The following is a 23,323-nucleotide window of genomic DNA, read 5'->3' on the forward strand; positions in this document are numbered from 1 at the left end:
CAGGGATTACTATAATTAAAAACGTACTATTCTTTACAATAAAACCAAAATTTTAATGACCAAGGTAAATCAGGATTTTCTTGCTAAGGGCGGTGAAATGGGTGCGCTGACACGTGCCAAAGACTGGAGTAAAACGGCAGTCGGACCGGTCGAATCGTGGCCGCAAAGTTTACGCACTACTTTAGGAATTCTTTTAAACTCTAAATTCCCCATGTTCTTATTTTGGGGACCGGAACATATTTGCTTTTATAATGATGCTTATCGCCCAAGTCTGGGAATGGAAGGAAAACATCCTTTTATCTTAGGTGAAAAAGGAGCCGATTTCTGGCCCGAAATCTGGGATTTTATCAAACCCTTAATCGATCAGGTGCTAACGGAAGGCGAATCAACCTGGCACGAAGATCAACTCCTGCCCATATATCGCAACGGAAAAATAGAAGATGTTTACTGGACTTTTAGTTATAGTCCGGTGAATAATGACCTTGGAAAGATCGACGGCGTCTTAGTGATTTGCAATGAAACGACGGACAAAGTAAAAATGGTGAACAAACTAGAAGAAAGCAATACCCGCTATCTTAATAACATTTTACAAACTCCAAGCGCCATGTGCGTTTTTAGAGGACCTGAATTTGTGGTTGAAATTGCCAATGATCTTATGCTGGAATTATGGGGAAAGAAAAATAGTGAAGTAAAAAACAAACCTATTTTTGAAGCCTTACCGGAAGTAAAAGGGCAAGGCTTGGAAACCATTCTTGATAATGTATACCAAACGGGAGAAAAATTTGAAGCGCACGAACGACTTGTGAAATTACCCCGTGAAAGCGAAATTGAAGATGTATATATCAATTTTGTTTATGAAGCTTTAAAAGAAGCTGACGGAACCATTTCAGGGATTGTAGCAGTAGCCAATGATGTTACGGCACAAGTAATCGCACGAAATACTGTTGAAGAAAGCGAGAAAAGATTTAGAAACATAGTAAAACAAGCACCACTCGGAATTGCGATTCTAAAAGGCAAGGATCTGATTGTTGAAATGGCCAATCCTACTTATTTACAAATTGTAGATAAACAAGAAAATGATATTTTAGGGCATCCTATTTTCAAAATGGTACCGGAGGCCAAAGACACTGTTTATCCTTTGCTTTTACCTGTTTATGAAACCGGAATTCCCTATCATACTGATGAACTTTCGGTAACCTTAAATCGGTATGGTAAAGAAGAATTATGCTATTTTAATTCGGTTTTTCATCCATTACGAGATGAAAACAATATAGTTTCCGGAATAATAATTGTTTCTTACGAAGTTACAGAAGCCGTAAAGGCAAGACACCTTTTGGCAGAAAGTGAAAAAGCATTTCGTCAGATTGTGATTGAATCTCCTATTGCAATGGCCATCTTTAGAGGTAAAAATCATGTTGTAGAAATGGCTAATAATGCCATGATGAAAGCCATTTGGCAAAAAGAAGAAAGTGAAACTATTGGGAAGCCAATTCTTGAAATTTTTCCTGAATTACTAGAACAAAAATATCCGGAATTACTTGATGATGTAATAAAAAACGGCAAGATTATTCGGGAATATGAAGCGGTCGCTTATGTCGACATAAAAGGAGAACTTAAAAAGTTTTATCTCGATTATCAATATACGCCTTTGTTTGAGCAAGACGGAAAAGCATCGGGTATAATGGTTACTGTAAATGATGTAACTCAAAAAGTTGATGCCCGAAAAAAACTGGAAGATGTTGAACAAAGAGCCCGGTTAGCGGCCGAAATTGCCGAAATTGTAACCTGGGATTTAAATGTACCTACTCAGGAATTAATTTATTCTGAAAATTTGCCAGCTCTTTTTGGTCATAAAAAAAACAAGAAATTAACAAGACCGGATATACTGCATCAAATTCATCCTGATGATATTTCAATTTTAGAAAAAGCTTATAAAGTGGCTCTTAAAACCAGCATTTATAAATACGAAGCCCGAATTATAAAACCTGATCACTCGACTGCGTGGATTAAAGCACACGGAAAAATATTTTTTGATGATAGCAACGACCCCATACAAATGATTGGTACTATCATTGACATTACAGATGAAAAAAACAGCCAGCAAATTCTAATGAAAAGTGAAGAGAAATTCAGACTTCTTGCCGATTCTATGCCGCAATTTATCTGGACCGGTGACGAAATGGGAAATCTGAATTATTTTAATAAATCAGTTTATACATTTTCTGGCTTATCTGAAAAAGAAATTGATAAAGACGGCTGGTTGCAAATTGTGCATCCAGATGATCGTGAACTAAATATAAATAAATGGATGGAAGCCATTAAAACCGGAAACGACTTTTTGTTAGAGCACCGTTTTCGTCGTTATGATGGTGAATACAGATGGCAGTTAAGCCGTGCCATGGCTCAAAAAGATGAAGAAGGAAATATACAAATGTGGGTAGGAACAAGCACGGATATTCACGATCAGAAAAACTTTACCGATAAACTCGAAAAAGAGGTTTATGAAAGAACGGCACAATTAGAACTTAAAAATAAAGACCTCATCAACATGAATATTGAGTTGCAGTCTTTCGCCTATATTTCGAGTCACGACTTGCAGGAACCGCTTCGTAAAATTCAGACTTTTGCAAGTCGTTTAGGCGACTTGGACGAAGAAAGCATTTCGGCGAAGGCCAAAACTTATTTAAACAGAATCGAAGTTTCTGCTAAAAGAATGCAAACGCTGATACAAGATCTTCTTGCCTACTCCAGAACCAATTCTGCCGACAGGGTTTTTGTAAAAACAAATCTGGATGAAATTGCCGAAGAAATACAAAGTGATTTTTCTGAACGAATCGAGGAAACAAATGCAGTCATAGATTTTGATCCTTTAGGGGAAGCAACCGTTATTCCTTTTCAGTTTAGGCAATTACTGCACAATCTCATTGGAAATTCTCTAAAGTTTTCTAAAAAAGGAGAAGCGCCGCATATTGAAGTCAGAGCGAATAGAATTATAGGAAAAGAGATTGGAACTCCGGTTATTTATCCTGGAAAAATGTATTATCATTTGACAATATCCGACAATGGAATTGGTTTTGATGATGAATACAAAGAACGAATCTTTGAAGTTTTTCAGCGATTAAATACCGAAAGCGAGTTTTCAGGAACAGGAATTGGTTTGGCGATCGTTAAAAAAATTGTCGAAAACCATAAAGGTATCATTACAGCGCACAGCGAAAAAGACAAAGGCGCAACATTCGAAATTTATTTACCTGAATTATAATAAAACAAAAAACACATAAGTGTTAGTGCTTATGTGTTTTTATATAGAGTTTTAAATTCTTTTTATTCTTTACGATTTGTAAACGAAACTTTTAGTGTCCGGAACAAATTCTGCCCAATTGATTTGTAATGCGTGTTCTATAGATTTTACAATATCCTTCATTTCAACAGGCTTAGTTATAAATAAATTAGCGCCTAATGAACGACATTTTTCAATAATACCGGGTTCGTTTGAAGTTGAGAAAATGACAACTGGAATGTCTTTTTTATCTGAGTTTCTTATTTCTGTCAAAATATCAAAACCATTTTTTCCGGGCATATTCAGATCTAAAAAAATGATATGCGGCGTTGGTGGCGGATTATAAATTGCAGATAGTAATTTATCACCTCCGTTGTAAGTTTTAAGTTGTATTTTTTCTGGTAATAACGCTATGGCATCAGCAAAAATGCTCAAATCGTCCTCATCATCATCCGTGTAAAATATCTTCAAATCTGTCATGGTGTTTAGTGAAACGATTTATTTTTTTCAAAGATACTTCAAATTTATCGATTTATTAGCTTCTCTACAAGCCATGAAATGAAAAAATTAGTAGTTGTAATCTCATAAGTAATAATACAAATTATGTAACCGAAAATAATTTAGAAAAAGCAATTTTACTTATATAAAATTAAACCTGAAACATTGTGCCATAACTCGCCTTAGATAAGAGTTTTGCATTACTGTTTTAGCATTAAATAACTAAATATAAAAGTCATGGGAGATCATAAAGACCTTACAAACGAATTTGCTGTAGATAAAATAAAAGATCTTGCAGAAAACATAAAAACGTGTATGTTTTGTACGTACAATGAATACAGATTACAATCGCGTCCAATGTCTGTTCAGAAAATTGACGACCTAGGCCAGCTTTGGTTTTTATCAGACAGAAACAGCAGTCAGAATGCAGAAATCAGCCAGAATCCACAAGTTGAAATTTTCTTTTCTGAACCACATGATAAGTTTCTTACTTTACATGGGACTGCATCTATTTCTTACGATAGAGATACGATTAAGGAATTGTATGATCCAATTGTAAAAGTATGGATGCCAGGCGGCGTAGATGATCCAAACTTAAGTGTAATTAAAGTTATTCCTGAAGATGGTTATTATTGGAATAACAAAAACGGTTCGATGGTGGCTATTGCAAAAATGGCAGCTGCCTATGTTACCGGAAAAACTATGGATGATGGGATTGAAGGAACTTTAACTTTGGAATAAGTTTATATTTAACCGCAAAGCTCGCAAAGGTTCGCAAAGATTAATACTATCCTTGTGTCCTTTGCAAACCCTTTGCGAGCTTTGCGGTTAGACTACCCCTTAAACTCCAAAGCATTCAAAATCCCAGCCTCGCTTGCCGTATTATTAAAATACACAAAACCTGGTTTTAAGACTATTTCTTTTTTTATCTGAAGTAATTCTTCAGCATCATATCTCGAATAAAACAATTTCGGAATACCGTGAAATCTAACATAAACCAAAGGAAAATTTGTAAAAACAGTTTTGGGTAAATTTGGATAGCTCACACTGCAAAACGTAATATTGTTTGCTAAAAAGGCCTCCCAAACTTCGGGAATCCACCAGCTTTCATGACGAAACTCAATTACGTTTTTGAACTCCGTATTCAGGTTTTGAATGATTAACTGAAGATTTTCAGGACTGAATTTATAACTAGGCGGAAACTGAAATAAAACTGCACCGAGTTTTTCCTTAAAACCCGACTTACAAATTTGATAAAATTCAGAAAGTAAATCTTCGCAATTAATAAACTTTTTGATATGTGTAATTTCTTTGTGCGCTTTTACCGAAAATGTAAAGTTTTCCGGTGCTTTATTATACCAGTTTTCAAATACTTTTACAGTGGGAAATCGATAAAAACTACCATTAAACTCGTAAGTATTAAAGTGCTGGCAATAATAATCAAACCATTTGGCAGTGGGCAGATTTTCGGGATAGAAAATGCCTTTCCAAAATCGGTTATTAAAGCTTGAGCATCCTATTTTAATTTCATTTTTCATGTGTATAATTGTTGACAGTTAGTACAGAAAAAACTTCGCCGATTTCGTTGACCAGTGTGTTTTCTTATCATAGGTAAATTGCAACGCAGGCATACTGTTTTCGTATAAGCTTCCCAATGCTTTTTCAATTCATTTTTTTTCTTCCAGTACAGAAATTCAAAACTATAAATAGAGCATTCAGAAATAATTTCATTCAGATGATGAAACGGAATTTTACCAACTAAAGACTCCGGATGAATATGGCATCGGTACAAAACTTCATTTTTAATAATGTTTCCTACTCCTGCAAATATCTTCTGATCTAAAATCGCATCACAAATCATTTCATTTGGATTTTTTTCCAGACTTTGTTTTGCTTTTTTGGGATCCCAATTTTCATTCATTACATCTTCGCTCCAATCATAGATAGCATCAATATCCCCTTCCAGAATTTTAATGGAACAGGTATAAAAATTAATTTCTCCATCAGAAAACACCAGCCTTAATCTCGGTTTAGTTTCCTTTCGTTCATTAACTCTATACGTTCCAAACATCAGCATATGAATCTTTACTGTAAATCCATCAAAACAAACTAAAAAGTGTTTTCCCCAGGTTTTAAATTCCTGTATGGTTTTATCTTTTAGACACTGAATATCAATAGAACTATTTCCGGAAACGTCAAGTATCTTTTTTCCTGTAAATTGTTGTACTTCTTCTTTTAATATCACTATAGACGGACCTTCGGGCATAATGTGGCTTTTAAATTATAAACTAAAAAGTGCAGTTTTATAGACTGCACTTTTCTTTTCTTGTATCAAAATAAAATCTAGTCTGCCTCTGCAGCTTCAAAGTTTACGGCATTAACAGCCACAATTGTCAGCGCTTTATCGGCAGCTTTTTCTTCTTCAAGTGTTTGCTCTAATAAAGAAGCAGCTTCTTCCATACCCAAAGTTTCTGCAAATTGTCTTAGCGTGCCGTAAGTAGCAATTTCATAATGTTCGATTTTCTGGCAAGCGGCAATGATTCCGGCATCACGAACAACACCAATTTCAGTTTCTTCCAGAATTCCGTTTCCTTCTTCAATTAAGCCCGCCATTGCATCGCATTTTTTTGCAACAGCTTTCTGTCCTGCAAGCTCAAAAACCTGCTCTAAACGACTAATTTGTCCTTCTGTCTCAGTTAAATGATTGTTTAGGGCATCAATAAGTTCTGGTGATGTAGCATTTTTAGCCATTTTAGGAAGCGCTTTTGTTAAAGCTTTTTCTGCCCAGTAAATGTCTTTAAGGCCATCTTCAAATAATTCCGTTAATCCTGATGCTGCATCAGACTTTGGTTTTGTAACTCCTGTTTTTGAAGTCGTTTTTGCAGTTGCTTTAGACTTTGTAGTTTCTTTTTTATTCGTTGCGGTTTTCATAATAATAAATTTATATGGATTAATATGAGATAAAATTAGGTATCGCAGTTTCGGTTTAGTTATATCATTGTTTGATTTCGTTCTATTCTAAACACCTGTTAATTATACAATTACAACTTACAATCCTATAAAGAAATCGGTTGCCTTCGTGATTAGATTTGTATAATACTAATACTATAAAACTTTATATCATGAATACTACAGAACAAAAAAACAGTACAACCAGTAATAGAGATCCAAGAAACCAAAATCTAAATACTGCCGATAAAAACAGACTTATGAATGAAGAACTGTATGATATCGACGAAATGAAAGAAACTGACGATGATAATGCAGTAATGGCAGAACGCGGCTACACCGTTAGAAATGGACACAATCCTGATGGAATAAATCCGGACGAAATGGTTTATGACAAGAAGGATATCGAAGATTTGGACGATGATTTTCACTCAGAAAAAGATCTAATACATACTAGCGATGATTTATATGATGATGCTGTAGACGAAGATCTTGACCCTGCTGTAGATGAATTAGATAATCCTTCAGATGTTCGTGAACGTGAAGATGGTGATTTTAATGAAGTTGATGATCTGGAAGATATTGATCCGGATGACGAAGATGAGGACGATGACTTTGAACAGGAAGAAATCGAAGAAGAAGATTCTGAAGAGGACTATCCTGCAAATGATCCTCGAAAATTTTAAACTCAGAAAGGCTAAAAACAAGAAAACCGTTAATTACTTAACGGTTTTTTTATTTTTTAATGCCACAAATTAAAGGATTAAAAAGATTTAAATCTGCTCAAATCTCTTCAATTCTGCGTGAAATAAAGCTTAAGAAACTAATCCCCAATTTTCTCAAAAGTCGGAATGTCATCCATTTTCTCCAGGCGTTCTGCGAGTCCGGCTCTAGCTTCGTTTAATTCCAGTTCGGCTTTGCCTAATTCTTTATACCATTCCTCTTTTCCAACATCCGAAGCCTGAATTTTACGCATGATTTCATAAATTTCACCCTCAGCTTCCATCACTTTTAATCTTTTGTAATACGTAAGACTCTCGGTCATATGTGCCAATGCGATCATGGCCGTTAAAAACGGATGGTTGTTGGTAACATTCACCTCTTTAATTCTTCCGTGTTCGAGTTCTACTTTTAAGGCAAAAGCGAATTCTTCCATATTAAATGCTTCATGTTTGCTCTTCGGATTCAAATAGGCTTCAATTGCTTTTACGTTATTCATTGTTGAGAGATCAACATCCGTCCCCTTCTTTTTCAAATCATTATAAACCACATTCCCTATTGCTCTCGCTTCATCGATGGTTGGATCATTTTCCGGATTCTCAAAATCACGAACCGACCAATCCCAATTTTTAGGATGAACAGGTTTTATATACTTCTCACAAAAATCTGTTACATCATTTTTTAAACTTACCATTTCGTCTTCTCTTTTGATGTAAACATCCTGATAAGCACCGCTTTGTGTTCCCATAGTATTTCTTTTATTTTAAAAATATAAACGACACATTTACCGAAGTATATGTGTCGTTTCAAGTTCGTTATTTAATTTACTGAGCTATATAGACTAAATACTTCTGCGGCCGCCAATAAGCGAAAGAAGAAATAATACAATGAATATAAAAAATAATACTTTAGCTATACTTGCTGCTCCGGCGGCGATTCCACCGAAACCGAATATTCCGGCCACTATGGCTAGAATAATAAAAATGACTGTCCAACGTAACATAAGCTTGATTTTTAAATTAATATGATTTTTGTTTGTTACTCAAATTTCATGTTTTTAAGAGAAAAACATTAACTCTAAACGTTATATTTATAGCTCTATTAGTACTGGCTTACAATAAATTGAGCTGATAATTTTGTATTAATTCAGAAAAAGCGATTTCGGTTCTCGAAAAGTATTTCTGATTGCTGCGGCTTTTTTTAACTCTATCAAAATAGTGCTGAATTGAACCGTCTTCATAAGTTGAAACCAATAAAGGATGAACGTAATAATTCTTGCAAACGTTCCTTGTATTTCCTAACGCCTCTGCTGTAATATCATAGGCTTCCAGAATATTCTTTTTTATTTCTTTTTCGTCTGATGTGGTTCCGATTTCCATTAGGGTTTCAAAAAATATTATCGACGCAGACCAGGTTCTAAAGTCTTTTGCACTAAAATATTCACCAGAAATACTGTGCAAATATTCATTGACCATATGGCTGTCTAAAACCTTCTTTTCACCATTTCGATCGTAATATTTAAAAACTTCCCAACCCGGAATTTCTTCACATCGACTTACTAATTTTATAAGTTTTTTATTTTTGGTTGTAATGGTATGCTGAATTCCCTTCTTTCCGACAAATTCAAATCGGAGTGAATTTTTATCAATGTTAATATGGCGTTTTCGCAAAGTTGATAATCCGTACGATTTATTATCCTTGACGTACTTCTCATTCCCAATTCTGATATGGGTTTCTTCCATCAATCGAATTACTAAAGCCACTACCTTCTCTCTTCCCCATTCTTTTTGTTCTAAATCTTTATCAACCTGTTTTCTTATCGAAGGTAATTTTGAGCCAAATTCTGCTATTTTGTAAAACTTAGTCTGATTTCTGATCAAATTCCACTTCGGATGATATCTGTATTGTTTTCTGTTTCTATCGTCTAAACCAACCGCTTGTAAATGCGCATTTGGCAAATCTGAAATTTGTACGTTTTGCCAGGCCGGTGGTAAAACCAAACTACTTATGCGTTTTAATTCGCTTTTTTGCTTAATACAACGACCCTTTTTTTTATAAATAAAACCTTCTTCACATTTGCATCTTTCAATTGTCAATTGCTGATTGTTTATATATACTAAATCCAATTTTTCCAACACCAGATGTGGCGTTTTAATTAATTGCTTCACTAATTTTTCAGCTTTAGCTATTGTGGTTGCATTCATGTTTATTCGATTTTTATTTCCCGTCACGCGGATGTTGTAGCCACAGATTTAAAAGGTATTCTACTTTCATTACCATTAAAATCTGTGGCAGTATTTTTAATATTTCTTCAAAGAATAAATCAAATTCTTTTTACTCATGTAAGAACGTCCCGGAATACCCGCTTTTATTGCTTCCTGATATAATTCCTCTTTGGTCCATTCTTCATACGGTTTTGTCTTTTCAACCTTTGCATCAGAACTTCTCTTTTTAGAAACCCGCTCTGATCCTTCCTTTAAAAGTCCGTGATAGTCGCTTTTAGTACTTGCATGCATGATTAAAAATTTAGGTTTGGTTATCTATCTGTTTGGTGTATATCAAAATTCGTTTATAAGAAGCCTTTTGGCGTTATACAATTCTTGCAATAACTTTCATAATTAACTCTAAATCTGAAGCATAAAAAAATCCCAATTCACTCGAATTGGGATTTTTAGGTTTATAGTTAATGGTAGTTATTTATTTTGAAGATATAAATCAATTTCGAGATATTTTCCTTTCATAACTCAAAGCAAAAAGCAGCTGCAGCCGAATAGAAAACCGAGTAATTAAGTGGTGCTTTTATTCCTAAAGAAAAAATTATTAAAAACCCGAAAGCATAATAAACAACTTATTACAAAAGGATATGATTGTGTTGGATAAATTACTTAATTGTCATTATTTTTTTCTGGTCTTTGATCATGCTGCCAAAAAAAATTCCATCCCGTTTCCTTTACCTCAATATCAAAACCTCTTCTGATCTTAAATATATTGGTAGGATCTACTACAAAAAGCATTTGAAGCATTAATATAATTCCTGCAATCGTATATAAGAATATCGAAATTAACTTTTTAGTTTTTATTGTTTTGAATATTTTCTTTATAAGATAAAAAACAAATGTCCAGAAAACAAAATAACACAATACATCAAATAAAAATTCTAAGAAAAAATATTGATTTGATAATGATGTGTGAAAACCCCACGATTGATAAATTAAAGGAAAACCGTGCATGATTCCATCTGTCCCGTCAATAACGTCAACATACCACCATTTTGTTCCTCCAAGAAAGGAAATCATGGTGATTGGAATTACAAATCTTATTAGTAGTTTTTTCATTTAAGTTAGGACTCAACTTTCCCTATATCATCAAGAGATACATTATTTTTCTTTCCAATTAATCTATTTCCGGTTTTCCATAGATATTTGATTAATAAAATGGCAAGAACAATTACAACCAGGCCTCCCAAAAAAAATGCAATACCGTCCGACTTGGATTTCTGAAATTCGACTGAGGCATCCATTAAGGAACTAAAAAATGCTCTTATTGTTGCTAAAGTTATAAACCCGGCAAAAAACAATAAAACGTAGCCTGCGATTATTTTTAATATTTTCATAAATGTACTTTAAATCTAGCATTAGATTAAACCCTCTTCTAAAGGTTTCCCAAGATAATCACTATAGTTGATATCAACCATAAAATAACATTAATCATTTTTTTTGATTTTATTTAAATTAGAATTCTGTTTTTCAAAGATTATCATTTAAATAGTACACTTCCTTACGGAAAACCGCAATTGATAAAAATTTTCCATAATCTTGAAATCCTGTAACATTATTTAATAATGCTGTAAGACATTCTTACTCAATCTGAATAATTTTACATCATAACCTTTAAACTATAAAATCATGAAAAAGATACTATTAGCCGGAAAAGTAATTTTAGGAGCAGGACTAATCATTATATTCTTGAATTCTTGTAAAAATGAACCTAAACAAGAAGATCCAAAAGAAGTAGCAGAAGATGCAAATGAGGCAAAATTTGACTCTATAGATAGTAAAGAAGATGATTCTGAGTTTTTAGTAGATCAGACTGAAATTAATTTAGCTGAAATCGAAATTGGAAAATTAGCTCAAACTAAAAGTACCAATCCTGAAGTGAAAAAATTCGGAAAAATGTTAGTTGACGAACATACTAAATCGGCTTCTGAAGTTAGTGCTTTGGCTAAAGCAAAAAACTTCACCTTACCTACTTCTCTTACTGAAGACGGTCAGGAAGAATACAAAAAATTAAACGAAAAATCAGGAGTGGATTTTGATAAAAAATTCGCTGACATGATGATCGATGGTCACGAAAAAGCGATCAAAAAACTTGAAGAAGCTTCTAAAGATGCAAAAGATCAAGATGTTAAAACGTGGGCTTCTAATAATATTGCCGGATTGACCGCGCATTTAGAGCACGCCAAATTGCTAAAACAAAATTTAGACAAAAAGTAAAATAAATTTAATTGGTTATTATTATTTATTTTAAAAACCCCTTAAGAGTTGAATTGCTTAAGGGGTTTCTTTTTTTTTTGAAGCTGCAAAGTTGCAGAGGTTCAAAGGTTTACTCTCTGTGGTAATTCATAGCATCCCAAAAATAAACACATTTAAAAAAAACTTTGAACCTCTGATCCTTTGATCCTTTGAACCTATTTCAAAGACTCCATATCAATCACAAAGCGATACTTAATATCACCTTTTAATAATCTTTCGTAAGCGTCATTTACTTCATTTACGCCAATAACTTCAATATCTGCGGTGATATTGTGTTCTGCACAGAAATCAAGCATTTCCTGAGTTTCTTTGATTCCACCGATGGCAGATCCTGCGAAACTTCTTCTTCCTAAAATTAAACTGAATGAAGTTACCGGAAGCGGATCCATAGGAGCGCCAACTAGTACCAGATTTCCGTCTACCTTAAGTAAATTTAAATACGAATCGATATTATGTTCAGCCGATACGCAATCTAAAATAAAGTGCAACGTTTTAGCATGTTTTGCCATTTGTTCCGGATCTGTAGATAAAACAACTTCATCTGCACCCAGACGTTTTGCATCTTCGGTTTTAGATAATGATGTAGTGAAAACCACTACATGAGCGCCCATTGCTTTAGCCAATTTGATTCCCATATGGCCTAAACCACCGATTCCAACAATTCCCACTTTTTGACCAGGACCAACTTTCCAGTGTCTTAACGGAGAATACGTTGTGATTCCTGCACATAACAACGGTGCAACTCCGGCGAGATCTAATTTGTCTGAAATATGCAATACATAATTCTCATCAACTACAATACTTTGTGAATAGCCTCCAAAAGTTTGTCCGCCTAAATGTTTGTCAGGTGAATTGAACGTTAATATATTTCCTTCGTCACAGAATTGCTCTAAATCATTTTTGCAATGCTCACATTCTCTACAAGAATCAACCATACAGCCTACTCCAGCTAATTGACCTACTGTGAAATTCTTTACATGCTCTCCTACTTTTACCACTCTCCCTACAATTTCATGTCCGGGAACAATTGGATAAACAGTGCCATGCCACTCGTTTCTCGCCGAATGTAAATCGGAGTGACAAATTCCGCAATATAAAATTTCTATTTCTACGTCATGCGCCTGTACCGCTCTTCGTTTGATGTCTAATTTTTTTAATGGTGCCTCAGCAGCTTCTGTACCAAAGGCTTTTACATTTTTTATTTCCATGTTTTAAGTTTTTTTTGTTTCAAGTTTCAGGTTTCAGGTTAATAGCCACAAAGGCACTAAGTCGCAAAGATTGGCAACTTATAGGAACGGATTCTCTATTGTCGGGACGACAAGATTGTGGTCAGGTAAGTCCAGAATTATCTAATTATCTAATTATCTAATTATCTAATTGACAAATTACCAAATTCCTCTAACTCCCAAAACTGTGATATTCTTTATCTGTAACGCTATCAAGCCATAATCCGTGGCCTTTGTCTATCTCGGTAATAATAGCTAAATAAGAAAATTTTCTAAACGGGGTTGCGCCATACCAATGCTCGATTCCCGGCAAAATGGTAATCACTTCGTCTTTATGAATCAGGCGAACTGCGCTTCCTTTTTCCTGATAATACCCTACTCCTTCTTTTGCAATGAGCATATGCAGACTTGAATTAATATGCCAATTACTTCTTGCACAAGGCTCAAAAGTAACTTCCTTAATCATTGTATTTTCGGGATGAATATTGCTGGTTTGTTTTTTATAAGATACTTCGCCCGTCATATACGTATTCGGGACTTTTCCTTCTTCGATAACAGTGGTATAATTTGTTGACATGACTGATTTATTTTTTGGAGTTAGTATTTATTGAAAGCTATTGTATTGCTCGTCAGTTACAGGTTCTAACCAATCTACAATTCCTGTTTGGGTATTAGTACTTATTGCGATGTGAGTGAATTCGCTATCTGGAGAAGCGCCGTGCCAGTGTTTAAGATCGGGCGGAATATTGACAACATCACCCACTTGTAGCAGCTGAATAGGTTTTCCAACTTCCTGATAAAATCCTGTTCCATGTGTTACGATCAGGATTTGTCCGCCGGGATGAGTGTGCCAGTTGTTTCTTGCGCCGGGTTCGAAAACAACGTTACCAACTGTAGTATTTAAAACCGGGTCGTTTGGCACCAGCATTTTAACCCAGGCTTTTCCTGTAAAGTAATCAGCCGAAGCCAAATCGCCTTTAGGAAAAATTTCGTTTAATTGATTTTCTGAAATTTTCATAATTATTTGTTTTTACTATCGGAACAACCAAATCCGAAAAGCAAGGATGTGCTTTAAGAAGGTAGATTTAGGTTTAAGAACCAATAAATGATTAATACTAATTATTTCGATGCAAATTTACTTGGTAAAACTGACCAGAGATAATGATAATCAAACAAAAAATTAAGAATATGAAACAATTTACATTCTTAACGATTTAGGAATTGTCCCTGTAAGTCTTTTAAAGTAATTATTAAAATAGCTTGGATATTCGAATCCGAGTGAGTAACCGATGTCTGCAATGCTCCAGTCTGTATGTTGCAATAAAGCTTTGGCTTCGCTGATAATTCGTTCTGTAATATGTGCCGTAGTCGGTTTTCCGGTAACTTCTTTTACCGAACGATTGAGGTGATTTACGTGTACTGCAAGGCTTTGCGCGTAATCTTGCGGAGTTTTCAAAATCAGTGGTTGATCTTTTGTTTCTACCGGAAATTGTCTTTCTAAAAGTTCCAGAAACAATGAAGTGATTCTCGAAGAAGCATTTTTATGTTTAAAAAAGTTTTCAGAAGGCTGCATTTTCATCGACTCATGCAGAATCAAATTGATATAATTGCGGATTAAATCATCTTTAAAAACATAATCTGTTTCCTGTTCTTCGATCATTTTTTGGAATAACGAATCTATAAACAACTTTTGTTCAGGCAATAACGAAAAAATTGGTGTTCCGCCTATTTTAAACAATGGCGATTCATGAAGACTTGCTGATCGATCATTTACCTTCAAAAAATCTTCAGTAAAAACACAGGCAAAACCTTCATACGAAGGGGAAATAATATCCCATGAATATGGAATATGCGGATTTCCGAAAAACAAAATAGTTCCGTCGACTTCTATGCCGCGATCAGCATAATGTATGAGACTTTTGCTGGTATTGATGCAAATTTTGTAAAAATCCCTACGGTTATAGGTTGGAATTTTACTAACATCACCATTGATTTCGTATACTTTAAAACCTTTTAGCTTCAAATCATTTATACCAACTTCTGAAGCCTGAAAATCTAATTGCTCTTTCATTATGCAAAGTTATGAAAATCAAATAAAAAAATATATTTATTTTGTTTCAGGTTTCAAGTTTCAGGTTTTGGGCGGGCTTAACCGCAAAGGTCGCTAAACTTTTTTTTTTGGAACGAAATAATCTCGCAAAGTCGCAAAGTTTTTTCCTTGCGTTCTTTGCGTAGATCTTAGCGACCCTTGCGGTTAAAAATCACTTAACTATTAAAACTCCAGATTTTAAACTTGTCGCCATAGCAGATAAAACTACTTCTTTTACGTTTTCATCTTTTTGGATGATGATTTGTGCATATCCGTTGAAGAGTTTTCTTTTCCAGGGTTCTGCCGGAGTTACAATCTGAATAATTCCGGGATCAGTGTTCATTATATCCCAGTCTTTAACTTTTTGTAATGGTGTTGTTGCAATATAAATTGTATTTTTTCCTTCTTTTAAAATGGCTTTATTTAAAATGTATTTTTGAACATCAGCTGCATTTTGTTCGACTTTATTTCCGTTTACAAAAACTATTGTTTCCTTTCCGATTTTCTTGTAGAAGAATGTTACGATATTAGAATCTGAATTGTTTTTTAACTCAAAATCTCCTTTATAAACATATGCTGGAGCTTGTTTTTTATAATCCCTGTCTTTAAAAGCAGCACTCCACTCTGCATCAGAATCATCCTGAATTTTATCTGGAAGATCTGCTGAAGCTAATTTTTTCTCTTTAAAATTATTTATAGCAGAAAGCTCAATATTATCAATAAATTTATCACACTCTAATGAAGTTGGGTTCCCATTTCCGACTCCAAGGATTTTCCCACCTTTAATGGAAAACGTAATTTCGTCGTTTGCTGTTGGAATATGCAATCCTTTTTTATCGGTCATTTCGGCCGTTACCACCACAACATTTGAGTTTAGAAGATTTTCTTTATCAACAGAAAGTTTTATTTTTTCCGGATTTCCTGTTGTTTTTTGAACTTCAGTCAAAACCTTTTTATCATTTTTATAACCAACTGCTTCCAAAGTTCCGGCTTCGTATTTTACCTTCCATTCTAAATGACCATTTAGCTCCATTTTCTTTTTTCCGAGACTTTTTTTATTTAGAAAAAGCTCCACTTCATCACAATTTGAATACGCCCAAACGTCGATTTCTTTTCTTTCCATTCCGCTCCAATTCCAATGTGGCAGAATGTGTAAAACAGGTTCAGTTCCCCACCAGGATTTCAAATAAAATACATTGTCTTTTGGGAAACCGCAAACATCCATCATTCCAAAATAAGAAGTCACCGATGGCCATCCATAAGGAGTTGGTTCACCACGATAATCAAAACCTGTCCAAAAAAACACTCCGGCCAAATAAGGTCTTTCCGCATAAAATTTCCATCCTTCTTCAATACTGTAAAAACTCGGACGCGGTTTTTTATCATAAGCACTTTGGTAATGTTTGGCATCATCTGTAAAATAAACACCTCGCGTTGCAAAAGTCGAACCTTCCTCTGTTCCCATTCCGGGTTGGTTTTTGAATTCGTTTCGGTGTGCATCGATATCTCCGTTTCCTAAATAATTATAACCCATAATTTCAACAACAGAAGATATTCCGCTTTTAAAACCACTGCTTATTCCAACGGTTACAGGTCTTGTTGAATCAATACTTTTCGCGAATCCCTGCATGACATTGGTAACACGTTCACCCACAATATTTCCTTCAATATTCCATTCTTCATTTCCAACCGACCAACAAAAGATACTCGGATGGTTACGGTCACGCTCGATCATTCGCTTCAAATCATTCAAATGATAATCGTTAATTCCCATTAAACGGGTTTCATCTATTACCAACATTCCTAGCTCATCGCAGGCTTTCAATAATTCCGGAGTTGGCGGATGATGCGAACAGCGATAGGCATTCGAACCCATTTCTTTCAGTTTTTTGATTCGGTAATACTGCAATTCATCTGGCAAAGCGGTTCCAATTCCGGCATGATCCTGATGATTATTTGTTCCTTTTAGTTTCACCGATTTTCCATTCAGAAAAAAACCTTTTTCAGCATCAAATTGAATGGTTCTTATTCCGAAAGGCGTTTCATAACTGTCGATTACCTTTCCGTTTTGTTTGATTTGAGTTTCTAAACGATATAAATTCGGGTTCTCAATATCCCACAATAATGGATTTTTTAAATTTAATTTTAAAGTTGAACTGGCTGTTTTATAAAAATCCGGAGTTTGAACATTTTCAGAAACAGTAGTGATTTGTTTCCCTTTAGCATCAAAAACAGACTGAATAATCTCAATTGAACCTTTATCGTTTCCTTTATTTTCAATAGTAACTTCAGCAGTAATTTCAGCATTATTCTCTTTTATTTCTGATTTCACATAAGTTCCATTTGCAACAACATGAATAGGATTTGTTTTCTGTAAATATACATGGCGATAAATTCCCGTACCTTCATAAAACCAGCCTTCTTCCATCGAGGCATCAACCCGAACCACAATTGTATTTTCTCCTCCATAATTCACATAAGCCGAAACATCGAATTCAAAACCATTGTAACCGCTTTCTTCTGTTCCGAGGAAATAGCCGTTAAAAAACACTTTTGAATTTCTGAATACACCATTAAATTTCAGAGAAATGATTTTGCCTTTATCAGATTCTGGAATATTGATTTTTTTTCGATACCAGCCAATGCTTTTTTCAGGAAAACCTTTTCCAGCCGTTTTAAATCCATGGCTGTAACTGGCTTTTTCACTAAACGATTGTTCTACAGCCCAATCGTGCGGAAGATCTAATTTTCTCCAGGCTCGGTCATCAAAACCTGATGCTGCTGGTCCATCGCCAAATCCAGTCTTTGTTAAATAAGAGAAATAGCCTTCGGCATGACCAAAATCTTTTTTCGTATGATATAAATGTCCAAACGAAAAACGCCAGTCTTTATCAATTAAGGCCAATTCTCTTTCTGATTTAATTTGTGCCGAAGTACAAAACGAAATCAAAAAAATAAAACAGGATAGGATTTCCTTCGGAAAAATAGTTTTCATGAAAATGTGGTTTACAGAGATGATTAGCAAATAGCTAAAATTAGAGTTTTAAAACGGTATACATTAATAGTATTTTATCAAAATATGATCTTTATCTCAAACAATAATATTTGAAAATTAGACGTTAAAAATTTAGAATCATTCTATCAGTGGTTCTGGAGCAAATCTTGTTCTTTTGATGTAATTTTATATTGAAATTAACAAAACCAAATTGTATTATGAGTGTTATAAAAGACGAAAATACGCTTCTTAGCACCATTAAGCGTATTGATGACAAAATCGATAAATTAAACGATCAAAAAATAATTGCCTTTTTTGAGCATCTTGGATTGACTCAAAGAGAAGATATTCCAAAGAATTTTCTGAACTTTGAAACTATACTTATCGTGGTCCCAAACCGACATATATCGCACGAATTAAAATATTTTAAATATTCCATTTCACGACTTTCGTTCGTAACCAACCCGTATGCGAAACAAATTCACGTCTATGATTTTAAAGAATGGAATGCTATTACCAGAAATAAGACACAATTTCAGGTGAGAGAATTGCTAAAAACCAGTTTTGGAGGTATTAGAGATATTACGGAAGGAATGAATTAACTATAGCCGATGAAATGGATAACCAGAGAAAGACCTAAAATTGATAGAATTGCGTGCCCATGGCTAATCAAAAAATTTGTCGACCAGAATGCTGAGTTTATTTATGTTCCTTTTGATGAAGTTTTGGCTAAAGCCGAAGTATTAAATGCAATTCCGTTTGATATTCCGAATGTAGAATATACCCATTACAACGAAGAATGTACTTTTGACTACATTGTAAAAAAGCATGAAATTAAAGATCCTGCTATTTTAATACTGGCAAAAATTGTTCGTGGTGCTGATACTGATCAACATAACCTTGCAAAAGAATCAGCTGGGCTCTGGGCCATTTCTGCCGGACTTTCTCATAATATCACCAACGATGCCGAATTATTAGCAAGCGGAATGGTTATTTATGATGCGCTTTATAGTTGGGCAACGCATTTGTACAAACAAAATCATTTACAAAATAGTCCGTTTGAGAATCTGCTCCATGAAGTTTATAACAAATTCTTAGCAGAAAAAAAATCAAACAAAAAAACACCTTCGTGGGTTAAAGATCTAAAAGAAATCATTCAGGATCAAATTGACACTCAGTTTGCTTTTGATCTTAAGAAAATCTCAAGTGATTTAGAACTCAATCCATCTTATCTATCCAGAGAATTTTCTAAGTATTTTGAAGATTTGAATTTTGGTGAATATGTTAGAAAACTTCGTATCGAAAAAGCCATCAATCTCATTCAAAATTCCACTTATACATTGACTGAAATCGCGTATATGACGGGCTTTTCAGACCAAAGTCATTTTACAAGAATTTTCAAATTGCATACAGGCAAAAATCCTTCTTCGTATAGAAAAAATACCCTAAAAAGTAAACCAGATACAAAAGGTAAATAAGGTTCTATTTATATCTACTAAGTCTATATAGTTTTGTTTCATCAACCAAAACTATTATGATTTCATTCAGACACATTACAATTATTGCTTTATTTTTGACCAGTTTTAATTCCTTTTCTCAAACAACTTATCCTAAAATTACGGGTTATTTTGGCGTTATGCATCCAATTGTAACGATAAGTAGTGAACAAACCAATTTAAATTTCAGGGATTATTATGCTGTTGGTTTTCCAACCGGAATTAACATTTGGAAAAGCTCAAAAATAGGTTTCTCTTTCGAAATTGTTCCGAATATAAAAGTACAAGGCGCTAGTGACAAAGTAACCAATATATTATTCCATCCCGGTGTTCTGGTTGCCTTAGGAAAGGGTTATACTTTTGCCGGACGAGCAGCCTTTGAAAGCAGTGGAAGATATGGTTTTACACCTGTAATTAATAAAACGGTTCTTAAAAGTGAGAATTGCAGTTATTTTGTTGCAGTTCCGCTTCCGATTAGATTTGGTAACGATCATCCGGCTACTTTTACGGTAGGTTTTCAATTTGGAATTGCTTTCTAAAAACCAAATATTATTTTTTCTTAAATATCACTAATTCAATAAATTAATTAACGAAATAGCATAAATTATTTTCCGCCCTAAAGTATAATTTCTTATATTTCAAAAACTTAACAAAAGGAACAATGATTGCTTAATCTAAAAGTATTGGTATCGTGCCATTAATCCTTTTTTGAAAACATAACTAAATTTTACCTATGGAAACAAAATTTGATATCATCGTTATTGGTTCAGGTCCGGGCGGCTATGCCTCGGCAATTAGATGTTCGCAATTGGGTTATAAAACTGCAATTGTCGAAAAATACAAAGCTTTAGGCGGTACTTGTACCAATGTAGGCTGTATCCCCACAAAAGCACTACTCGACAGTACAGAACATTATCATACCGCCGAAACCAAATTTGCCACTCATGGTATCAATACAGGTAAGCTTAGTTTAGATTTTACCCAATTAATTAAAAGGAAAAGCGAAGTTGTCGAACAAAATATAAACGGTCTTAATTTTTTAATGAAGAAAAATAAAATTGAAGTTTTTGAAGGAATTGCTTCATTTTTAAACAACAAAGAAATAAGTGTAAAAGGAACAGACAATTCATCAACAACAATTTCTTCAACCTATTATATTATTGCTACAGGCTCTAAACCAGCCACAATTCCAGGTGTTGAAATTGATAAAAAAAGAATAATTACTTCTACAGAAGCACTTTCACTTCCTGAGAAACCAAAAAGCATGGTAATTATTGGCGGTGGTGTTATTGGTGTCGAAATGGCTTCAATATATGCAAGAATAGGCGTCGACATTACTATAATTGAATATTTTGACAGCCTGATTCCGACAATGGATAAGGATTTAGGAAAAGAGCTTAAAAAGATATTTACCAAGCAGAATATTAAAATTTTACTGAGCCATAAAGTACAATCAGCAAAAAATAACGGCAAAAACACAACAGTCAGTTTTCTTGACTCAGCAAATGCTCCACAGGAAATTACGGCTGATTATTGTTTGGTTGCGGTTGGAAGAAAACCTTACACAGAAGGTTTAGGTCTGGAAAACACTAGCTTAGAAGTAGATTCGAAAGGCAGAATTGTAACCAATGAAAAACTCCAAACCAAAGTTGATACTATTTATGCCATTGGTGATGTTGTTGCCGGAGCAATGCTGGCTCACAAAGCAGAAGAAGAAGGTATTTTCGTCGCCGAAACCATTAACGGACAAAAACCTCATATCAATTACAAATTGATTCCTGGTGTTGTGTATACCTGGCCTGAGGTTGCTTCTGTTGGTTATACGGAAGAAGAACTGAAAGAGAAGAATATAGAATATCGTGTCGGAAAATTTCCTTTCTCAGCCAGCGCAAGAGCAAGAGCTGCTATGGAAAAAGATGGTTTTTCTAAAATTCTTTCCGATCCAAAATACGGCGAACTGCTAGGCATGCACATCATCGGCCCCCGAGCTGCCGATTTAATTGCACAAGGTGTAATTGGTATGGAATATGAAGTTACTGATGAAGATATGTTCCGAATTTCATATGCTCATCCAACTTACTCTGAAACTTTAAAAGAAGCTTATATGATTGCTTCGGGACAAGGGGCTATTAACATTTAAACTGTTTCAGGTTTCAGGTTTGGATTGTGTAGCTTAACCGCAATGTTCGCAAAGTTAATCACATACAGCTTTGCGAACTTAATAAAGCCAACTATCACATACCAATAAAAAACATACTTTGCGCTCTTTGCGATAAATTTTACCACAAAGTTCACAAAGGAATTCCACAAAGTTCACAAACGCATAGACCAAGTCAATCACATACAGCTTTGCGAACTTTAAAGTCCACTACAAACACATCAAAAAAATACTTCGCGTGCTTTGCGGTAAAATTAATTTGTTATCTAATTTCAAAAATACTGATAAACTTTTGTTCTAATTTTTTCCTTTTTCTCTCTTCATTCCATCTCGAATAGAAAGCCATAAAAAGTAAAAACAAATTAACGATTGTAGACGCTCGTCTGAGTCCTTTCGCAAAAAACAGAAAAAATATATTGATTGCCAGTATAAGAATTATTGGAGAATAGTACACCCAAAATTGCTTATACTTATTAACTGGTTCAACAATACAATCAACTTTAAGTCTATTATTAATGTTCTCATATTTTCCTCTTATAATAAAATTTGTTGATGACTTCGTCGAATTTACAGTTAAACTAAAACTGTTATCATCAAAAAATCCATAAAAAGACTTTATTGCACCTGATATAGGAAATATTCTAACCTTTCCCAGTTGTGACTTTGTAGATCCAACTTCAGTATTATTTATTAATCTTACTCGAAATTCTTGTAAGCTGAGTTTTGACTCCATGTAATAATTTCCTTTCTAGTTTTGCTGTGGCTCCAATATGCTTTTCACCATTTCATTCAAAGCATTTCCATGAATGTTTTTAGCCAGAATAATTCCGTTTTTGTCTATTAAAAAATTTAATGGTACAGATTGAAGCATATAATCTACAGCTGCCGGAGATTTCCAATATTTAAGATCACTTACTTGTATCCATGGAAGTTTTTGTTTAGCAATTGCTCCTAACCAAAGTGGTTTTTTAGTATCCATTGAAACGCTGTAAATAGATAATTTACTAGAATAAGTATTGTATAATTTTATCAATTCCGGATGTTCCTTTGTACACGGTCCACACCATGATGCCCAAAAGTCAATTAAAACTAAATCTCCTCTTAAAGAAGTAAGGGCTACATTATTCCCTTTCGTATCCGGAAGGTCAATTTCTGGTGCTATATCTCCTACTTCAAGGCCTACAACCTGAGCTTTTGAACTGGTTATGACGCAACATAAGAATCCTAAAATAAGTAAAGTTTTTTTCATAATTGGTTAAGTTTTATTGGGGCTTTTGCAAAGTTTCAAGTTTTCTTTGTTTCAGGTTTCAAGTTTAAAAACTTTGCGACTCTGCGACTTTGCGAGATTTATACATTAGCAAATATAAATACTTCTTTATA

24 protein-coding genes are annotated in these 23,323 nt (G+C 34.2%); 8 read left to right on the top strand and 16 right to left on the bottom strand.

The annotated features are described in order from the left end of the window. Positions 1-55: 55 nt before the first annotated feature. Complete coding sequence (locus Q7C23_RS13360; RefSeq protein ID WP_375032994.1) at positions 56-3,262, top strand: PAS domain S-box protein; 3,207 nt, start codon at positions 56-58, stop codon at positions 3,260-3,262. Between the two features lie 69 nt (positions 3,263-3,331). On the opposite strand, the gene Q7C23_RS13365 is transcribed toward Q7C23_RS13360, so the two are convergent. Further along, positions 3,332-3,760, bottom strand: a complete 429-nt coding sequence (locus Q7C23_RS13365; protein ID WP_375032995.1) for a response regulator — start codon at positions 3,758-3,760, stop codon at positions 3,332-3,334. 255 nt (positions 3,761-4,015) lie between these two features. Here Q7C23_RS13365 and Q7C23_RS13370 point away from each other — a divergent pair, with 255 nt between their 5' ends. Then, complete coding sequence (locus Q7C23_RS13370; protein ID WP_375032996.1) at positions 4,016-4,519, top strand: pyridoxamine 5'-phosphate oxidase family protein; 504 nt, start codon at positions 4,016-4,018, stop codon at positions 4,517-4,519. A 92-nt stretch (positions 4,520-4,611) separates the two neighbouring features. On the opposite strand, the gene Q7C23_RS13375 is transcribed toward Q7C23_RS13370, so the two are convergent. The 3 genes from Q7C23_RS13375 to Q7C23_RS13385 form a co-directional block, all read right to left on the bottom strand. Continuing rightward, complete coding sequence (locus Q7C23_RS13375) at positions 4,612-5,316, bottom strand: DUF72 domain-containing protein (RefSeq protein ID WP_375032997.1); 705 nt, start codon at positions 5,314-5,316, stop codon at positions 4,612-4,614. After that, complete coding sequence (locus Q7C23_RS13380; protein ID WP_375032998.1) at positions 5,313-6,044, bottom strand: DNA-formamidopyrimidine glycosylase family protein; 732 nt, start codon at positions 6,042-6,044, stop codon at positions 5,313-5,315. Before Q7C23_RS13380 ends, Q7C23_RS13375 begins: the two co-directional genes overlap by 4 nt. A 77-nt stretch (positions 6,045-6,121) precedes the next feature. Beyond that, positions 6,122-6,709 carry a ferritin-like domain-containing protein gene (locus tag Q7C23_RS13385; protein ID WP_375032999.1) on the bottom strand — a complete coding sequence of 196 codons (588 nt, stop codon included), beginning with the start codon at positions 6,707-6,709 and terminating at the stop codon, positions 6,122-6,124. Positions 6,710-6,900: 191 nt separating this feature from the next. Between Q7C23_RS13385 and Q7C23_RS13390 the strand changes: the two genes are divergently transcribed. After that, positions 6,901-7,413: a hypothetical protein gene (locus Q7C23_RS13390; RefSeq protein ID WP_375033000.1), complete on the top strand. Its 513-nt coding sequence runs from the start codon at positions 6,901-6,903 to the stop codon at positions 7,411-7,413. A gap of 137 nt (positions 7,414-7,550) precedes the next feature. Here the strand turns inward: Q7C23_RS13390 and Q7C23_RS13395 are convergent, their stop codons facing one another. From Q7C23_RS13395 to Q7C23_RS13420, 6 genes are all read right to left on the bottom strand, one after another. Continuing rightward, complete coding sequence (locus tag Q7C23_RS13395; RefSeq protein WP_375033001.1) at positions 7,551-8,195, bottom strand: DUF5661 family protein; 645 nt, start codon at positions 8,193-8,195, stop codon at positions 7,551-7,553. Between the two features lie 93 nt (positions 8,196-8,288). Next, positions 8,289-8,450 (bottom strand): DUF1328 domain-containing protein, encoded by a 162-nt coding sequence (locus tag Q7C23_RS13400; protein ID WP_194655776.1) that lies wholly within the window; start codon positions 8,448-8,450, stop codon positions 8,289-8,291. A 109-nt stretch (positions 8,451-8,559) separates the two neighbouring features. Next, positions 8,560-9,651 (bottom strand): DNA topoisomerase IB, encoded by a 1,092-nt coding sequence (locus Q7C23_RS13405; RefSeq protein WP_375033002.1) that lies wholly within the window; start codon positions 9,649-9,651, stop codon positions 8,560-8,562. 96 nt (positions 9,652-9,747) lie between these two features. Next, positions 9,748-9,963, bottom strand: coding sequence for a Rho termination factor (locus Q7C23_RS13410; protein WP_375033003.1), 216 nt, complete (start codon positions 9,961-9,963; stop codon positions 9,748-9,750). Between the two features lie 369 nt (positions 9,964-10,332). Continuing rightward, positions 10,333-10,782 carry a hypothetical protein gene (locus Q7C23_RS13415; RefSeq protein ID WP_375033004.1) on the bottom strand — a complete coding sequence of 150 codons (450 nt, stop codon included), beginning with the start codon at positions 10,780-10,782 and terminating at the stop codon, positions 10,333-10,335. A 5-nt stretch (positions 10,783-10,787) separates the two neighbouring features. Then, positions 10,788-11,060: a hypothetical protein gene (locus Q7C23_RS13420; protein WP_375033005.1), complete on the bottom strand. Its 273-nt coding sequence runs from the start codon at positions 11,058-11,060 to the stop codon at positions 10,788-10,790. A 292-nt stretch (positions 11,061-11,352) separates the two neighbouring features. Between Q7C23_RS13420 and Q7C23_RS13425 the strand changes: the two genes are divergently transcribed. After that, the gene (locus Q7C23_RS13425) at positions 11,353-11,940 is read left to right on the top strand and encodes a DUF4142 domain-containing protein (protein WP_375033006.1); all 588 of its coding nucleotides are present in this window, start codon (positions 11,353-11,355) and stop codon (positions 11,938-11,940) included. A 194-nt stretch (positions 11,941-12,134) separates the two neighbouring features. Here the strand turns inward: Q7C23_RS13425 and Q7C23_RS13430 are convergent, their stop codons facing one another. The 5 genes from Q7C23_RS13430 to galA form a co-directional block, all read right to left on the bottom strand. Next, positions 12,135-13,187, bottom strand: a complete 1,053-nt coding sequence (locus tag Q7C23_RS13430; RefSeq protein ID WP_375033007.1) for an NAD(P)-dependent alcohol dehydrogenase — start codon at positions 13,185-13,187, stop codon at positions 12,135-12,137. A gap of 190 nt (positions 13,188-13,377) precedes the next feature. Continuing rightward, positions 13,378-13,782 (bottom strand): cupin domain-containing protein, encoded by a 405-nt coding sequence (locus Q7C23_RS13435; RefSeq protein WP_375033008.1) that lies wholly within the window; start codon positions 13,780-13,782, stop codon positions 13,378-13,380. A gap of 27 nt (positions 13,783-13,809) precedes the next feature. Next, positions 13,810-14,223: a cupin domain-containing protein gene (locus Q7C23_RS13440; protein WP_375033009.1), complete on the bottom strand. Its 414-nt coding sequence runs from the start codon at positions 14,221-14,223 to the stop codon at positions 13,810-13,812. A gap of 180 nt (positions 14,224-14,403) precedes the next feature. Further along, positions 14,404-15,276 (bottom strand): helix-turn-helix domain-containing protein, encoded by an 873-nt coding sequence (locus Q7C23_RS13445; protein WP_375033010.1) that lies wholly within the window; start codon positions 15,274-15,276, stop codon positions 14,404-14,406. A gap of 190 nt (positions 15,277-15,466) precedes the next feature. Further along, a complete protein-coding gene (galA, locus tag Q7C23_RS13450) occupies positions 15,467-18,289 on the bottom strand; it encodes a beta-galactosidase GalA (RefSeq protein ID WP_375033011.1) in 2,823 nt (940 codons plus the stop codon). Between the two features lie 218 nt (positions 18,290-18,507). Between galA and Q7C23_RS13455 the strand changes: the two genes are divergently transcribed. From Q7C23_RS13455 to lpdA, 4 genes are all read left to right on the top strand, one after another. Further along, positions 18,508-18,891, top strand: coding sequence for a hypothetical protein (locus tag Q7C23_RS13455; protein WP_375033012.1), 384 nt, complete (start codon positions 18,508-18,510; stop codon positions 18,889-18,891). 9 nt (positions 18,892-18,900) lie between these two features. Then, positions 18,901-19,767 carry a chromate resistance protein ChrB domain-containing protein gene (locus Q7C23_RS13460; RefSeq protein ID WP_375033013.1) on the top strand — a complete coding sequence of 289 codons (867 nt, stop codon included), beginning with the start codon at positions 18,901-18,903 and terminating at the stop codon, positions 19,765-19,767. A gap of 56 nt (positions 19,768-19,823) precedes the next feature. After that, positions 19,824-20,324 carry a hypothetical protein gene (locus Q7C23_RS13465; protein ID WP_375033014.1) on the top strand — a complete coding sequence of 167 codons (501 nt, stop codon included), beginning with the start codon at positions 19,824-19,826 and terminating at the stop codon, positions 20,322-20,324. Positions 20,325-20,518: 194 nt separating this feature from the next. Further along, positions 20,519-21,925, top strand: coding sequence for a dihydrolipoyl dehydrogenase (lpdA, locus tag Q7C23_RS13470; protein WP_375033015.1), 1,407 nt, complete (start codon positions 20,519-20,521; stop codon positions 21,923-21,925). 766 nt (positions 21,926-22,691) lie between these two features. Here the strand turns inward: lpdA and Q7C23_RS13475 are convergent. After that, positions 22,692-23,192: a TlpA family protein disulfide reductase gene (locus Q7C23_RS13475; protein ID WP_375033016.1), complete on the bottom strand. Its 501-nt coding sequence runs from the start codon at positions 23,190-23,192 to the stop codon at positions 22,692-22,694. Positions 23,193-23,323: the final 131 nt, after the last annotated feature.

The organism is Flavobacterium sp. LAR06 (assembly GCF_041946075.1).
GTDB lineage: Bacteria > Bacteroidota > Bacteroidia > Flavobacteriales > Flavobacteriaceae > Flavobacterium.

Bases quoted from the DNA above. Each gene is read 5' to 3' on its own strand.
- Q7C23_RS13360 (WP_375032994.1), top strand. From the start codon at position 56: ATGACCAAGGTAAATCAGGATTTTCTTGCTAAGGGCGGTGAAATGGGT.
- Q7C23_RS13365 (WP_375032995.1), bottom strand. From the start codon at position 3,760: ATGACAGATTTGAAGATATTTTACACGGATGATGATGAGGACGATTTG.
- Q7C23_RS13370 (WP_375032996.1), top strand. From the start codon at position 4,016: ATGGGAGATCATAAAGACCTTACAAACGAATTTGCTGTAGATAAAATA.
- Q7C23_RS13375 (WP_375032997.1), bottom strand. From the start codon at position 5,316: ATGAAAAATGAAATTAAAATAGGATGCTCAAGCTTTAATAACCGATTT.
- Q7C23_RS13380 (WP_375032998.1), bottom strand. From the start codon at position 6,044: ATGCCCGAAGGTCCGTCTATAGTGATATTAAAAGAAGAAGTACAACAA.
- Q7C23_RS13385 (WP_375032999.1), bottom strand. From the start codon at position 6,709: ATGAAAACCGCAACGAATAAAAAAGAAACTACAAAGTCTAAAGCAACT.
- Q7C23_RS13390 (WP_375033000.1), top strand. From the start codon at position 6,901: ATGAATACTACAGAACAAAAAAACAGTACAACCAGTAATAGAGATCCA.
- Q7C23_RS13395 (WP_375033001.1), bottom strand. From the start codon at position 8,195: ATGGGAACACAAAGCGGTGCTTATCAGGATGTTTACATCAAAAGAGAA.
- Q7C23_RS13400 (WP_194655776.1), bottom strand. From the start codon at position 8,450: ATGTTACGTTGGACAGTCATTTTTATTATTCTAGCCATAGTGGCCGGA.
- Q7C23_RS13405 (WP_375033002.1), bottom strand. From the start codon at position 9,651: ATGAATGCAACCACAATAGCTAAAGCTGAAAAATTAGTGAAGCAATTA.
- Q7C23_RS13410 (WP_375033003.1), bottom strand. From the start codon at position 9,963: ATGCATGCAAGTACTAAAAGCGACTATCACGGACTTTTAAAGGAAGGA.
- Q7C23_RS13415 (WP_375033004.1), bottom strand. From the start codon at position 10,782: ATGAAAAAACTACTAATAAGATTTGTAATTCCAATCACCATGATTTCC.
- Q7C23_RS13420 (WP_375033005.1), bottom strand. From the start codon at position 11,060: ATGAAAATATTAAAAATAATCGCAGGCTACGTTTTATTGTTTTTTGCC.
- Q7C23_RS13425 (WP_375033006.1), top strand. From the start codon at position 11,353: ATGAAAAAGATACTATTAGCCGGAAAAGTAATTTTAGGAGCAGGACTA.
- Q7C23_RS13430 (WP_375033007.1), bottom strand. From the start codon at position 13,187: ATGGAAATAAAAAATGTAAAAGCCTTTGGTACAGAAGCTGCTGAGGCA.
- Q7C23_RS13435 (WP_375033008.1), bottom strand. From the start codon at position 13,782: ATGTCAACAAATTATACCACTGTTATCGAAGAAGGAAAAGTCCCGAAT.
- Q7C23_RS13440 (WP_375033009.1), bottom strand. From the start codon at position 14,223: ATGAAAATTTCAGAAAATCAATTAAACGAAATTTTTCCTAAAGGCGAT.
- Q7C23_RS13445 (WP_375033010.1), bottom strand. From the start codon at position 15,276: ATGAAAGAGCAATTAGATTTTCAGGCTTCAGAAGTTGGTATAAATGAT.
- galA (WP_375033011.1), bottom strand. From the start codon at position 18,289: ATGAAAACTATTTTTCCGAAGGAAATCCTATCCTGTTTTATTTTTTTG.
- Q7C23_RS13455 (WP_375033012.1), top strand. From the start codon at position 18,508: ATGAGTGTTATAAAAGACGAAAATACGCTTCTTAGCACCATTAAGCGT.
- Q7C23_RS13460 (WP_375033013.1), top strand. From the start codon at position 18,901: ATGAAATGGATAACCAGAGAAAGACCTAAAATTGATAGAATTGCGTGC.
- Q7C23_RS13465 (WP_375033014.1), top strand. From the start codon at position 19,824: ATGATTTCATTCAGACACATTACAATTATTGCTTTATTTTTGACCAGT.
- lpdA (WP_375033015.1), top strand. From the start codon at position 20,519: ATGGAAACAAAATTTGATATCATCGTTATTGGTTCAGGTCCGGGCGGC.
- Q7C23_RS13475 (WP_375033016.1), bottom strand. From the start codon at position 23,192: ATGAAAAAAACTTTACTTATTTTAGGATTCTTATGTTGCGTCATAACC.